A 14,345-nucleotide genomic window follows, 5' to 3' on the forward strand; every position below is an offset into this window, starting at 1 on the left:
CGGCTTATACGGCTAACCCTCAGACATAGTCAACACCGACAATCCAACTTTTTTGACATTTTTGTAACAGACTGTTTTCGCTCACCATTTTAAGGCGATGTCAAAAGCTGAGCAGATTTCTGTCCAATTTTGGACTGACGGGGTTTCGTTCTTCTATTTCGCCGTCTCGGCATCGATTTTGGCCGCTTACATTATATAGGAAGCATCTCATCACTTTCCAGATCTGCTTGCGCAGCTTCGGTCAATCGCTAGTTTGGCGTCTCGGATATTCGGTTATGGAGACTGGAATGCTTGTCCTCGATGAAGCACAGACGCGCGCAACCCTTCCCTGGGCGGAGCTTATCGAAGCGATCGCGGATATGTTTGCCGGCGAATGCGTCATGCCGGTGCGCCATCATCACGACATGCATGTCCCTGGCGAAGAAAATGCGACGCTGCTTCTGATGCCTGCCTGGGTGCCCGGCCGCTATGCCGGCGTGAAGATGGTCTCGGTATTTCCGGGCAACGCCAAGCGCGCGCTGCCGGCAATCTTCGGGACGTACCTGCTTTCGTCAGGTGCAACGGGCGAAATGCTTGCGGCGATCGACGGCGGCGAGCTGACGGCGCGGCGCACCGCTGCGACCTCGGCATTGGCGGCACGCTATCTGGCGCGGCCGGATGCGGCTGAGCTGCTTGTCTGCGGAACCGGCCGCCTCTCGCTCAACCTGCTGCAGGCGCATACGGCCATCCGCCCGATCAAGCGCATCCATATCTGGGGGCGCAATCCTGCAGGCGCAGAAAAGGTTGCGGCCGAAGCCCGGGCACTCGGGCTGGCCGCTGAGGCAATCTCCGATATCGAAGCGGCGGCGCGAACCGCCGACATCGTCTCCTGCGGCACGCTCTCAAGCGAGCCGCTCATTTGCGGCGCATGGCTGAAACCCGGCGCGCATCTCGATCTCGTCGGCGGCTTCAAGCCTAGCATGCGCGAAGCCGACGACGAGGCGATCCGCCGGGCGTCCGTGTTCGTCGATACCCGAGCCGGTGCGATGAAGGAAGCGGGTGATATCGTTCAGCCGCTGGAAAGCGGCGTGCTCAAGGAGGGTGCGATCAAGGCAGAACTTGCCGAACTCGTTCGCGGCACCCGAGGCGGCCGCAGCGCGACAGGCGAAATCACGCTTTTCAAATCCGTGGGCGCTGCACTCGAGGACCTCGCCGGAGCGATTCTCGCCTATGAAACCGTCACCGGTGGGAAATAAGCGCAATGCCCGTTCTGCCGGAGCTTCCGGTTTCTCACGTTCTGCCCGAGATCGGAACCGCACTTGCCGAAAGCGGACGAGCCGTTCTTTCCGCGCCACCCGGCGCGGGGAAGACCACGCTTGTGCCGCTTTATCTGCTGGATCAACCATGGCGCAACGACGGCAGGATCATTCTTTTGGAGCCGCGGCGGCTGGCAGCGCGGGCTGCGGCGAGCCGCATGGCCTTTCTGCTCGGCGAACAGGTGGGCGAAACAGTCGGCTACCGCATGCGCCTCGACAACCGCATTTCGGGCAAGACGCGGATCGAAGTGGTTACCGAAGGCGTCTTTGCGCGCATGATACTAGATGATCCGGAACTTTCAGGAGTTTCTGCGGTCATTTTCGACGAATTTCACGAGCGTTCGCTCGATGCGGATTTCGGACTGGCATTGGCGCTCGACGTGCGCTCGGCGCTCCGTAATGATCTGCGGCTTCTGGTGATGTCGGCAACGCTCGACGTCGAGCGTGTCGCAGCGCTCCTCGACCATCCGCCGGTGATCGAAAGCAGGGGCCGGAGCTTTCCGATCGACGTCCGCTATCGGGATCGCCCGAGCGGCGAGCGTATCGAGGACGCCGCTGTACGGGCGATCATCGAGGCCCATGCGGGCGAGACGGGATCGATCCTCGCTTTCCTGCCTGGTCAGGCCGAGATCACCCGAACGGCGGAAAGGCTTCAAGGGCGGTTCGGGTCGGAAACGCTGATTGCCCCTCTCTACGGCAATCTCGGCCAGAAAGAGCAGGATGCAGCAATCCGGCCGACGGTAAGGGGCACGCGCAAGATCGTGCTTGCGACCTCGATCGCCGAAACGTCGATCACCATCGATGGCGTTCGCATCGTAATCGACAGCGGGCTGCAGCGGCTGCCGGTATTCGAGGCTTCGACAGGCATCACACGGCTGGAGACGGTAAGGGCGTCGCGGGCTTCGGCCGACCAGCGCGCCGGGCGCGCAGGCAGAACGGAACCCGGTATCGCGATCCGCCTCTGGCACCCGGGGCAGACGGCCGCCTTGCCTGCTTTTACACCGCCGCAGATCCTCTCGAGCGATCTTTCCGGTCTCGTGCTCGATCTGGCGCATTGGGGCGTTCAGGATCCGGCATCGCTTGCCTTTGTCGACCAGCCCCCAGCGACGACGCTGAAGGAGGCGCGCGCGCTGCTGCATGAACTCGGAGCCCTGGACAAGGATGGAACCTTGACTGCGCGCGGACGGACGATGCGCGAGCTTGCGCTGCCGCCGCGGCTGGCAGCCATGGTGGTTTCGGCCGGGGAAAGCGGGCAGGCAAAAGAAGCTGCGATGCTTGCCGTTCTTCTGACGGAACAGGGCCTCGGCGGCACGAGCATCGACATCGAGGATCGTTTGCGGCGCTTCAAGGCCGAAAAGGGCGAACGGGCGGATGCTTCGCGTCGCCTTGCTGCACGCCTGGCGCGCGGGCTCGACAAGGTTTCCTCAAGCGCGCCAGCGCTTGCCGGACCGCTCCTGCTGCACGCCTTTCCCGATCGGATTGCCCTGCAGCGCGGTGGGCGGGGACGGTACGTGATGGCCAACGGCCGTGGCGCCGAATTGTCGGAGACGGAACGTCTGGCGGGCAGCCAGATGCTGGTGATCGCCGATCTGACCGGACGCGCGACGCAGGCACGCATCCTCGCTGCGGCGGAGATTTCGCGCGGCGATGTCGAAGCCGAGCTGCCAGGTGTCATCAAGACCGGCGAGCAGACCTATTTCGACCTGCCAAGCAGGCAAGTCCGCGCCCGGCGGGCGACAAGGCTCGGGGCGATCGTCTTTGACGAAACGCCGTTGCCCCGCCCAGCCGGCGAGCCTGTTGCCGCAGCACTGGCGGATGGCATACGGCAATTGGGACTGAACGCCCTGCCCTTTTCCAAGGAAGCGATCCAGCTGCGCGAACGGATCGGCTTTCTGCATCGAACGATCGGCGCGCCGTGGCCGGATGTCAGCGACACTGCATTATTGGAACGACTGGACGACTGGTTCACGCCCTACCAGAACGATGCGCGCGGGCTTTCGGATATATCCGCCGGATCGCTCACCAGCGGGCTGATGGCGCTTGTGTCGCACGAACTGCAACGTGACCTCAGCCGGCTTGCACCGACGCATTTCGAAGCGCCAACGGGCCAGCGGCATCCGATCCAATATGACGGCGAGGAGCCTCTGCTGACAATCCGGGTGCAGGAGCTTTTCGGATTGAAGCAGCATCCGGCGATCGGCGGCGGACGGCTGCCGCTTCTTCTCGAACTGACCTCGCCCGCGCACCGGCCGATCCAGACGACGCGCGACCTGCCAGGGTTCTGGGCAGGTTCCTGGAAGGACGTACGAGCCGAAATGCGGGGTCGCTACCCCCGGCATTCCTGGCCCGAGCGGCCAGAGGAAGCCTTGCCGACGACACGCGCCAAGCCGCGTGGTACATAAGCCTGGGCGAGGAGCCGAGCATGGCCGATGACGTCGACAACAAACCTCAGAACGATCGGCATAACAGCCGCAGGCTGCGCCTGCAGACGCTGGTACGTCTGCGCTGGCTCGCGGTCGGCGGACAGGCGGCGACGGTTTTCATCGTAGCCTTCTGGCTCAAATTCCCGTTGCCGCTGCTCGCCAGCACCTTGCTGATTGCAGCGCTTGCCTGGGTCAATTTCTTTCTGACGATCCGCTATCCGCCGACCCATCGCCTGGAACCGGCGGCTGCCTTCGCACTGCTTGGGCTGGATCTGCTGCAGCTCTGCGCCCTCCTGTTTATCACCGGCGGTCTGGCGAACCCGTTTGCGGCTCTCGTCTGCGTGCCGGTCATCATTTCCTTTGCCTCCCAGCCGATCCGCTACAGCGTTGCACTCATCGTCTTTGCAATGGTCTGCATCACGATCCTCGCCTTCTCGCCCTTTCCGCTTCCATGGTTCAATGGTGCCGAGATCAATGTGCACAACGTCATGCAGTTCGGTGTCTGGTGCTCGATTGCTTCGACCATGGTCTTTGCAGCTTTTTATGCCTATCGCGTTTCGATGGAAGCGAGCCAGCTGGCCGATGCACTGGCCGCCACCGAACTCGTGCTGCAGAGGGAAAAGCACCTCTCGCAACTCGACGGCCTGGCCGCGGCGGCGGCACATGAGCTCGGAACGCCGCTTGCCACGATCAGCGTCGTTGCAAAGGAGATGGAGCGCGAACTGAAGGACGACGACCGGTTCCGCGAGGACGTGCTGCTGCTGCGCAGCCAGAGCGAACGTTGCCGCGATATCCTGAAGCGACTGACGAGCCTTTCGGCGGAGGGCGATGCGCATATGCGGCGTCTGCCGCTGTCTTCGATGATCGAGGAGATCATTGCGCCCTATCGCGAATTTCCGATTGAAGTGGAGCTGATCGAGAAAAGTCCGCGCAAGGGTGAACCGGTGACTGAGCGCAATGCCGGGATCATGTATGGGCTTGGCAATCTCATCGAGAATGCCGTCGATTATGCTCGCGAGAAGGTAACGGTCACGGTCGAACATGACCACAACAAGGTGCTGATCATCATCGAGGACGACGGCAACGGCTACGCACCGGATATTCTTACCCGTATCGGAGAGCCTTACGTCACCAAAAGGCAGAAGGAGGATACGGCAGGCGGGCTGGGGCTTGGACTTTTCATCGCCAAGACACTGCTTGAACGTTCCGGTGCGACGCTGGTTTTCGAGAACCGCGATCCGGAAAGCGAAGGAGCGCGTATCCGTGTCGAATGGCCGCGCATGCTCATCGATGCAAATTCGACAAAATGACTTTATCGGCATAATGAAGATATGCGCAGTTGGCAAATATCAGGCGGGTTGCAGGCCGCCAGGATCGAAGACCATGACCGAACAAAGCCACGAAACCCTTACCGCCGGCGAACATGACATCGGCACCGATGCGAGCCTCTTGATCGTCGACGATGACGGCCCCTTCCTGCGACGCCTGGCACGCGCGATGGAGACACGCGGCTTCCAGGTCGAAACGGCCGAATCGGTTGCGGAAGGTGTTGCGAAGTCGAAGAGCCATCCGCCGAAATATGCTGTGGTCGACCTGCGGCTCGGCGATGGTAACGGCCTCGACGTCATCGAGGCGATCCGCCAGCGCCGGGACGATACGCGGATCATCGTGCTGACGGGCTACGGCAATATCGCAACGGCAGTGACAGCCGTGAAGCTGGGAGCTGTCGACTATCTCGCGAAGCCTGCCGATGCGGACGACGTGTTCGCAGCCTTGACTCAGCGTCCGGGCGAAAAGGCAGAACTTCCCGAAAATCCAATGTCGGCCGACCGGGTTCGTTGGGAACATATCCAGCGTGTCTACGAAATGTGCGAGCGCAACGTCTCCGAAACAGCGCGGCGGCTCAACATGCACCGCCGCACGCTACAGCGAATTCTCGCCAAGCGCGCTCCGAAATAGCCGCCGTTAGATATCGTCAGCGGCAAGCTGCTTGCCATTCGCCCATTCGGCCAACATCAGTCTCTGCGCGGCGGCACGGGAGAAATTCAGTGTGACCGACTTGCGGGTTGCCGGCGCCAGCCGGTGTTCCGGCGCTTCGCGGATCATATGCGCGCCATAGCCGTCCGACAGGAACAGTCCGCATTCCTCCGGGAAGATATCAAGCGGTACATCCTTGTGCGTCGCAAAGAAAAGCCGGTCGCAATGCAGCCGGTATTCGGGCCACTTGCGATCGACCCGAAAATCCTCGATCGAGGTTTTGATCTCGATAATCCAGATCTCGCCCTTTTCCGACATGGTGATCAGATCGGCGCGCCGGCCGCTCGCCAACGGCAGTTCAGGCAGAACCGCATGACGCATGTCGTGAAGTAATATCTGAGTCCCTCGGCGCACGAGCATAGCTCTGTCCGATTGCCGGCCATCTATTAACGGGTTGTTATTGTAAACACTCAAAATCGTCATGGATAACCGTTTGGGAACACCCCGCTCTGTTGCAAAAAAACCATGCGGTTCTACTTTGCCGCGGCGGGTAACTCTCGTCGCACTGCAACATCTTGCAAAGACGAAGTTAATCGAAAATAAACCATAATCAAAGATGGTTAGAAGACCGTTTCCTCACTGCCACATCCTAAGAGATATTCATGCGCATCCGCAATGCATTCCCTGTGTTCGGCCTGATCGCGACCCTCGCTCTGGCCGGCTGCTCCACCAATTCCGATCGCGCTTCCCTCGAAGACAAGGCCGCCGGCCCGACTGTCCAGACGGCGCAGATCTTCGATGACGCCTACGGCGTGAGGACGGATGCCGGATACGCTCTGCCCGCCATCCCGATCCAGCGCGTAAAGCCGGAGTTCCGCCGACAGATCGTTTCCTACGAGACGACCGAGCGTCCGGGCACGATCATCGTCAACACACGCGAACGCCACCTTTACTACGTCCTGCCGGGCGGCAAGGCGATGCGCTACGGCATCGGTGTCGGCAAGCAGGGCTTCGCATGGGCCGGCACGGCCTATGTCGCCTGGAAGCAGGAATGGCCGACCTGGCATCCGCCGAAGGAAATGGCTGTCCGCAAGCCCGACATTGCAAAATACGTCGAAGACGGCATGGGCCCAGGTCTCACGAATCCGCTCGGCGCACGCGCCATGTATCTCTTCAACGAAAAGGGTCAGGATACCCTTTTCCGTCTTCACGGCACGCCCGAATGGGCCTCCATCGGCACCGCCGCTTCTTCCGGCTGCATCCGCCTCATGAACCAGGACGTGATCGACCTCTACAGCCGTGTCCGTCCGGGCAAGGCGACCAAGGTCATCGTTATCCAGTAAGCTAAAAAGCGAATTCGGTATAAAAAAGGCCGCCGGAATTTTCTTCCGGTGGCCTTTTTGTTAGATCATGAACCTTATGCGGCCTGCCTGCCTTTGAGCTCAAGGCGGCGGCGATGAAGAACCGGTTCCGTGTAGCCGCTCGGCTGCTCCCTGCCCTTCAAGACAAGATCGACGGCGGCCTGGAAGGCGACCGAGCGCTCGAAATTCTCTGCCATCGGCATATAGGCAGGATCACCGGCATTCTGCTGATCGACGACTGCGGCCATGCGCTTCATCGTTTCGACGATCTGTGCTTCGCTGACGACCTTGTGGTGCAGCCAGTTGGCCATGTGCTGAGCGGAAATGCGAAGCGTTGCGCGGTCTTCCATCAGCCCGACATTGTTGATGTCGGGCACCTTTGAGCAGCCGACACCCTGATCGACCCAACGGACGACGTATCCGAGGATGCCCTGCGCATTATTGTCGAGTTCTCGCAGGATTTCTTCCGCTGTCCAGTTCGGCCGGGTGGCGACCGGAACGGAAAGGATATCGGACAGCTTGGCGCGCGCTCGATCCTTCAGTGCGCGCTGAACATCGGCCACGTTGATCCGGTGATAATGCGTCGCATGCAATGTTGCTGCGGTTGGCGAGGGAACCCAGGCAGTGTTGGCGCCGGCCTTCGGATGAGCGATCTTCTGCTCCAGCATGGCTGCCATCAGGTCAGGCATTGCCCACATGCCCTTGCCGATCTGCGCATGACCGGACAGGCCGCATTCAAGGCCGATATCGACGTTCCAGTTCTCGTAGGCGGAAATCCAGGCCGCCTGCTTCATGTCGCCCTTGCGAATCATCGGGCCTGCTTCCATCGAGGTATGGATCTCGTCTCCGGTGCGGTCGAGGAAGCCGGTATTGATGAAGACGACGCGCTCGCGGGCAGCACGAATGCACTCCTTGAGATTTACTGTCGTGCGTCGCTCCTCATCCATGATTCCCATCTTCATTGTGTTCTTCGGCATGCCGAGCAGTTCTTCGACGCGGGAGAAAATCTCGACGGCGAAGGCCACTTCCTCAGGCCCATGCATCTTCGGCTTGACGACATACATCGAGCCGGTGCGCGAGTTCTTGTGGAGGCCGTTGGGACCGATATCGTAAAGCGCGATCAGGCCCGTAATGGCGGCATCCATGATGCCTTCGGGAACTTCCCGGCCGTCGCGGTCGAGGATAGCCGGATTGCTCATAAGGTGGCCGACATTGCGCACGAGCATCAGCGAGCGGCGGTGCAGGCCAAAGGCGGAACCGTCAGGCGCCTGATAGGTGATGTCGGGATTGAGCTTGCGCAGGAACGTCGCGCCGCCTTTGCTGACCTCCTCCTGCAGGTCAGCCCTCATGAGGCCCAGCCAGTTGCGATAGACGATGACCTTGTCCTCGGCATCGACGGCGGCGATCGAATCCTCGCAGTCCATGATCGTCGTGATCGCAGATTCGAGCCAGACATCGGATATCTGCGCCAGATCGCCCTTTCCGATCGGTGTCGAGCCATCGATGACAATCTCGATGTGAATGCCGTTGTTTTTCAAGAGAAGATGTGTCGGCATTCCCGCATCGCCTCGATAGCCGGCGAAATGCCGATGATCCGCGAGGGCAAGTTTTTCGCCGTCCGTGGAGGTGACCGCGAGATTTCCGCCGTCTACCTTGAAGCCAGCGGCATCCTTCCAGCTCGCGCCTTCGAGCGGAGCGGCGCTGTCCAGAAAATCGCGGACCCAGGCGATGACCTTTTCGCCGCGCTTCGGATTGTATCCATTGCCTTTTTCCGCTCCGTCGCTTTCGGGAATGGCATCCGTGCCGTAAAGCGCATCATAGAGTGAGCCCCAGCGCGCATTTGCGGCGTTCAGCGCGTAACGCGCATTCATGACGGGAACGACGAGCTGTGGTCCTGCAATCGAAGCGATCTCGGGATCGACATTCTCGGTCGAAACTTGAAAATCCGAGCCTTCCGGCAGCAGGTAGCCGATTTCGCGCAGAAAGGCCTGATAGCTATCCATGTCCGCCGGCGCACCGTTCTGGCGATACCATTCGTCAATACGTGCCTGCAGGTGATCGCGTTTCAGAAGCAGTTCGCGGTTCTTCGGCGCGAGGTCATGAACGATTGCAGAAAAGCCGGCGAAGAATGCATCCGCGTCGACCGGAAGGCCGGGAAGCACTTCGTTGACGATGAAGTCATGAAGGACGGCTTCGATGGAAAGACCGTTCTTTTCGATGCAGCTCATTCAATTCTCCTCCCGCGGAAGGCGGCGTTTTCACATGCTGTCAGTTTGCGCCGCTTTCATTCATAGTCAATTCTGCAATAGTTCTAAAGATTTATGCCGGTAAGGAAACAGTACGCTCCGTGACACGCATCGGCAGACCGTTCTGAGGTTGGGTCGTCAGCTTTTGCACCGGCCAGGGATTGGTCTTTTCTGTCACATCGAAGCGGAAACGGCTCATCAATACGGCTAGCGCGATGACCGCCTCCTGCATGGCGAAGGTGGCACCGATGCACACGCGCGGACCGGCACCGAACGGCAGGAACTGGAACCGGCCGATCTTGCCGCGGTTCTCCGGGAAAAACCGCTCGGGCATATAGGCACGCGGCTTCACCCAATAGAGCTCATGCCGGTGAAGAGTCCAGGGCATGATGAGCACCGTCATGCCGGCGTGGATATCGACCTTCTCGCCCTTGGAATCTGTCCAGCTGTCGTCAGCGATCGCAGCGCGGTCGATAGACGGCGCCGGCGGATAGAGCCTTAGGGCCTCTTCGAAGGCGGCGCGGGTGAACGGCATCAGATCAAGCCACTCGACGGGCTCGGCGCCGCTTGCGAGAACGCGGCCGATCTCTCCTTCCATCGCGTCGCGGATATGAGGACTGTTCGCCACGCAATAGAGCGTCCATGCGAGCGCTCGCGCCGTCGTTTCGTGACCAGCGCCGATGAAGGTCAGGATATTGTCTTCGATTTCCTCATTGGTGAGGCCGCCCGTCGCTGCCCGGTCGAGCAGCAGAGTCAGAAAATCTTCCGGCGCCGAGCCGCGATCGGCGGCCATGCGCCGGAGCCTGGCGTCCATCGTCTGCCGCACGATGTTGCGGAACTTGTCGAGAACCTTCTGGCCACCAATGCGTGTCACCCGCGGCACCCAGGACGGCGCTCGCAGGAGATCCATGGGATCGACGCGGCCCATACGGTGCAGAAGCGCGTTCACATCCTTAGCAAAGCTGTCTGATGACGTGACGATCTCACCGGAAAACAGCGTATCGGCAAGGATCGCAAAGGTAAGCTCGGTCATATCGCTGGCGATTTCGAATACCTGGCTCTCGCCTCCAGCCGCTTCGTACTTTCGCGCATAAGCCTCGGATTGCCGCAGCATTTGCCCTGCAAAACCGTTAGCGTGGCGCGGCGTGAAGACGGGAGCCACCGCCTTGCGCGATCGCTTCCATACCTCCCCTTCGGCCGTCAGCAATCCGTCGCGCAATATGGGGCGCAATACGAGCTGGCGGATATCCGCCATGCGGTAGTTCGCGACGTTGTCGACCAGCACATGTTTAATGAGACCCGGATCGTTGACGATGATCGTGCTGTCGTGGAAGAAGCGGGTCTTGATCCAGGGAAGCGTGTAGGACGGCTCGCCCCAGAGCTCCAGCGGATTGCGAAGGATCGTGCGAATGATCTCCAGCCGCGACGGCGGCACAGAGCGCGGCAGCGGTGCGGGTGGAACAAACGGTTCCGGTCGCATATCCATGGAAATGGCCTTTCGAGGAGGATTATACCCTCCCGCCAAGGCGAAGGTTAGAGCAGGCCCTCAAGCTCGTCCAGCTTGTCGTTGATCAGCCAGCCGTAATAATTCTCCTCTGGCCAGACTAGCGCACCTGCGGCCCGGTTCTTCGCGGCGAGAGCCAAAGCGCGCTGGCGCGAATTGCCGACATTGTAAAGCGTCGCGGTCAGACCAGGATTCTTCGAAATATCCATGCCGGCGATCTGCTTGTAATCTTCGATCGACTCGCGGATCGAGGCCGCAACGAAGGCGAGCGAGATATCTGGCTCCATGATGGCGCGGTAGACGGCGCCGGCGTCCTTTTCGTTCAGTCTCGGATAGCCGGAAACACGGCTGACCAGATCCGAGAGCATTAATGCCGTCAGAGGGTTCACCTGGCCGAGCCCAAAGGTCTGACCGGCATAAAACGGTTGGAAGAACACGGCGCTGAAGCGATTGTTCGGGAAGCTCTTGCCGTCCACAGCCTTTCCACGGAAGTCGCGTTCCCACACATCCTCACGGCAGCTCCAGAGCAGATAGGAATCACGCTTGCCGTTGCACTCTGCAAACTGCGGGCGATCGACGAAGGTGTCGACATCCTCGCCCTCATAGGCAAAGCGGAAACTCTCGCCGGCATAGGAGGCGGCCTTCACGTAGTAGGACTGAAGGCGGTCATAAGCATCGACGTTATAAGTGTGCTCGCCGACGATGGCACCGATGATGTGGATGGGATCGATGCTGTAGGCGGCGGCCGTCTTCCTGATTTTGCCCATCAGTTCGCGATCGGTGGAGAGCAGTTCGTAAACTTTCTCGTACTTCCGGTCGAAGGTCGACTTGGTGCCCTTGGTGCGACGGACGGATGCGCCGGGGACCGCCGGCTGCTCGATGTTGCGATTGCCGGGCGGAACGACCTCAACGGCATAGGCTGGCACGGATGTGAGCGCCGCAATGGCGATCAGGAGGCAAGTCAAAAGGCGTCGCACGATCAGCTATTCCGTCTGGTTATATCGTCTTCATGGCGAAGCGCGCTGACTGGACCAGAATCTTGGCCGAATAAAGCCGCGTTCACAAACAAGCGGGCCTTTCACTAAGAAGTAAAAGGCCCGCTGTCGAGAGTTCAGACTGTCGAAATCCGCTGTGGAACCTGCAAAGCTTGCAGCCGGTGCGGCAATATCACAGGATGAAGCGCGAGAGATCTGTATTCTGCGCCAGATCGCCGACGTGCTCACGCACATAGGCCGAGTCAATCTTTATCGCCGAACCGCCGCGATCCGGCGCGTTAAAGGAAATATCGTCCAATACACGTTCCATCACCGTCTGCAGCCGGCGAGCGCCGATGTTTTCGACCGAAGAGTTCAGATGGACTGCGACATCAGCGAGGGCATCGATCGCATCGTCGGTGAATTCCAGGTTCAGGTTCTCCGTTTCCATGAGAGCGCGATACTGCCGGATCAGGCTCGCCTCGGTTTCGGTCAGGATACGGCGGAAATCTTCCTTGGTCAGCGGACGAAGTTCGACACGGATCGGCAGGCGGCCCTGCAATTCCGGCAGGAGATCGGAAGGCTTCGACACATGGAAGGCGCCCGAGGCGATGAAGAGAACGTGGTCTGTCTTCACCGGTCCATACTTCGTGGAGACGGTCGTTCCTTCGACGAGCGGCAGAAGATCGCGCTGCACGCCTTCGCGTGACACGCCGGCCCCCATGCCGCCGTCACGCGCCGCAATCTTGTCGATCTCGTCGAGGAAGACGATGCCATCATTTTCGACCGCGCGCACGGCTTCGCGCTGGATGATATCATTGTCGATCAGCTTGTCGGACTCGTCCCGGATGAGATCGGTATAGGAAGCCTTCACCGTCGTGCGGACCTTCTTGGTGCGTCCGCCCAGCGCCTTGCCGAACATTTCCGAGATGTTGAGAACGCCGATATTGGCACCGGGCATGCCGGGGATTTCAAAGCCGCCCATGCCCGCGCCGGTATCGGCAACCTCGATATCGATTTCCTTGTCGTCGAGTTCACCGTTGCGCAGCTTCTTGCGGAAGCTGTCACGGGTGGCAGGAGAGGCGGTCGCACCGACAAGGGCATCAAGGACGCGTTCCTCGGCGCTCATATGAGCCTTAGATTCGACCTCGGCGCGCTTCTTGTCGCGCGCGAGCCCGATGCCGATTTCGACGAGGTCGCGGATGATTTGTTCGACGTCGCGGCCGACATAACCGACCTCTGTGAACTTGGTTGCCTCGACCTTGATGAAAGGCGCACCGGCAAGCTTGGCAAGACGGCGGGAAATCTCAGTTTTGCCGACGCCGGTCGGGCCGATCATCAGGATATTCTTGGGCATCACTTCGTCACGCAGGCTCGGATCGAGCTGCTGACGGCGCCAGCGGTTGCGGAGCGCAATCGCCACGGCGCGCTTGGCCTCATGCTGACCGATAATGTAGCGGTCGAGTTCGGAAACGATCTCGCGGGGGGAAAAGGTGGTCATGGTAAATCCGTTTCTCCGGGTGCGTCCAGCGCCATGAAATGGGCCGGACCGTAAATGGAAGTTCTTGTATCGACGTAGCGAAAGCCCGCCTTCTCGTAAGCCCTGATAGCCTGAAGGTTTTCAGGATCCGGATCGATCACGATGCGCTTGGCGCCATCTGCAAAAAGCTCTGACGTAAACTGGCGGATGATCGCAGCACCGTGGCCCTTGTCCGTCAGTTCCGGGATACCGATCGAGATGTCGATGCCGAGCGTACCCTTCGGCTGATCCTGATAAGGATGGCCCTCCTCAAGATGGGGATCGTAACTTTGCAGATAGCCTATAGGCTTTCCGTCCAGTTCCACGATCATTGGCCGGGTTTCTTCGCTCGTCATTGCCTCTTCGATCGAACCAAGCTCCGTTGAATGTTCGCCCCACCATCTCGCGACATGCGGCTCCGCAAGCCATTGCGCCAGAAGGGGGAGATCCTCACGGCAGACGTTGCGGAAACGGTATCGCGAGGCAGGCTTAGTTTTCAGCATCCAGTGTTTCCACCACCATGTTGTGGTTCGTATAGACGCAGATATCGGCTGCGATATCCAGGGCGCGGCGGGCGACCTCCTCGGCAGACTTGTCCGTATCCATCAGGGCACGCGCCGCCGCCAATGCGTAGTTGCCGCCAGATCCGATCGCCGTGACGCCATGCTCGGGCTCCAGAACATCCCCGTTGCCGGTGACTGCCAGTGTTATCGATTTGTCAGCGACCAGCATCATGGCCTCGAGATTGCGAAGATATTTGTCCGTGCGCCAGTCCTTGGCGAGCTCAACGGCTGCGCGCATCAACTGGCCGGGATACTGCTCGAGCTTCTTTTCAAGGCGCTCGAGCAGCGTAAATGCGTCCGCGGTCGCACCAGCGAAGCCGGCAATGACCTCGCCCTTACCAATACGGCGCACCTTGCGCGCATTGCCCTTCATGACGGTCTGACCGAGGCTGACCTGGCCGTCACCGGCCATCACCACCTTGCCGCCCTTTCGAATTGTAATAATCGTTGTCATCAAAACATCCTTGCCCGGATCAGCGGGCG

At 60.2% G+C, this 14,345-nt stretch carries 12 protein-coding genes; 5 read left to right on the plus strand and 7 right to left on the minus strand.

What is annotated here, in order from left to right; all coding sequences use genetic code 11:
* Positions 1-287 precede the first annotated feature (287 nt).
* From lhpI to BLP23_RS19435, 4 genes are all read left to right on the plus strand, one after another.
* Positions 288-1,235, plus strand: a complete 948-nt coding sequence (gene lhpI / locus BLP23_RS19420) for a bifunctional Delta(1)-pyrroline-2-carboxylate/Delta(1)-piperideine-2-carboxylate reductase (protein WP_092586506.1) — start codon at positions 288-290, stop codon at positions 1,233-1,235.
* A gap of 5 nt (positions 1,236-1,240) precedes the next feature.
* The gene (gene hrpB, locus BLP23_RS19425; protein WP_092586507.1) at positions 1,241-3,697 is read left to right on the plus strand and encodes an ATP-dependent helicase HrpB; all 2,457 of its coding nucleotides are present in this window, start codon (positions 1,241-1,243) and stop codon (positions 3,695-3,697) included.
* 20 nt (positions 3,698-3,717) lie between these two features.
* Positions 3,718-5,028 carry an ActS/PrrB/RegB family redox-sensitive histidine kinase gene (locus tag BLP23_RS19430; RefSeq protein ID WP_092586508.1) on the plus strand — a complete coding sequence of 437 codons (1,311 nt, stop codon included), beginning with the start codon at positions 3,718-3,720 and terminating at the stop codon, positions 5,026-5,028.
* Positions 5,029-5,101: 73 nt separating this feature from the next.
* Positions 5,102-5,677: an ActR/PrrA/RegA family redox response regulator transcription factor gene (locus BLP23_RS19435; RefSeq protein WP_092586509.1), complete on the plus strand. Its 576-nt coding sequence runs from the start codon at positions 5,102-5,104 to the stop codon at positions 5,675-5,677.
* Positions 5,678-5,683: 6 nt separating this feature from the next.
* Here BLP23_RS19435 and BLP23_RS19440 read toward each other — a convergent pair whose 3' ends face one another.
* A complete protein-coding gene (locus tag BLP23_RS19440; protein WP_092586510.1) occupies positions 5,684-6,178 on the minus strand; it encodes an MmcB family DNA repair protein in 495 nt (164 codons plus the stop codon).
* Positions 6,179-6,357: 179 nt separating this feature from the next.
* Here BLP23_RS19440 and BLP23_RS19445 point away from each other — a divergent pair, with 179 nt between their 5' ends.
* Positions 6,358-7,038 carry a L,D-transpeptidase gene (locus BLP23_RS19445; RefSeq protein ID WP_022718454.1) on the plus strand — a complete coding sequence of 227 codons (681 nt, stop codon included), beginning with the start codon at positions 6,358-6,360 and terminating at the stop codon, positions 7,036-7,038.
* A 74-nt stretch (positions 7,039-7,112) separates the two neighbouring features.
* Here BLP23_RS19445 and BLP23_RS19450 read toward each other — a convergent pair whose 3' ends face one another.
* The 6 genes from BLP23_RS19450 to hslV form a co-directional block, all read right to left on the minus strand.
* A complete protein-coding gene (locus BLP23_RS19450; RefSeq protein WP_092586511.1) occupies positions 7,113-9,284 on the minus strand; it encodes a malate synthase G in 2,172 nt (723 codons plus the stop codon).
* 91 nt (positions 9,285-9,375) lie between these two features.
* Entirely contained in the window at positions 9,376-10,788 is a 1,413-nt protein-coding gene (locus BLP23_RS19455; protein WP_092586512.1) for a cytochrome P450, read from the minus strand.
* A gap of 47 nt (positions 10,789-10,835) precedes the next feature.
* Positions 10,836-11,783 carry a DUF1402 family protein gene (locus BLP23_RS19460; RefSeq protein WP_092586513.1) on the minus strand — a complete coding sequence of 316 codons (948 nt, stop codon included), beginning with the start codon at positions 11,781-11,783 and terminating at the stop codon, positions 10,836-10,838.
* A 190-nt stretch (positions 11,784-11,973) separates the two neighbouring features.
* Positions 11,974-13,281 (minus strand): ATP-dependent protease ATPase subunit HslU, encoded by a 1,308-nt coding sequence (gene hslU, locus BLP23_RS19465; RefSeq protein ID WP_039843439.1) that lies wholly within the window; start codon positions 13,279-13,281, stop codon positions 11,974-11,976.
* A complete protein-coding gene (locus tag BLP23_RS19470) occupies positions 13,278-13,802 on the minus strand; it encodes a GNAT family N-acetyltransferase (protein ID WP_092586514.1) in 525 nt (174 codons plus the stop codon). The genes hslU and BLP23_RS19470 overlap by 4 nt, the downstream gene beginning before the upstream one ends.
* A complete protein-coding gene (gene hslV, locus BLP23_RS19475) occupies positions 13,789-14,316 on the minus strand; it encodes an ATP-dependent protease subunit HslV (RefSeq protein WP_022718448.1) in 528 nt (175 codons plus the stop codon). Before hslV ends, BLP23_RS19470 begins: the two co-directional genes overlap by 14 nt.
* Positions 14,317-14,345 lie beyond the last annotated feature (29 nt).

It is taken from the genome of Rhizobium mongolense subsp. loessense (genome assembly GCF_900099775.1).
GTDB classification, from domain to species: Bacteria; Pseudomonadota; Alphaproteobacteria; order Rhizobiales; family Rhizobiaceae; genus Rhizobium; species Rhizobium loessense.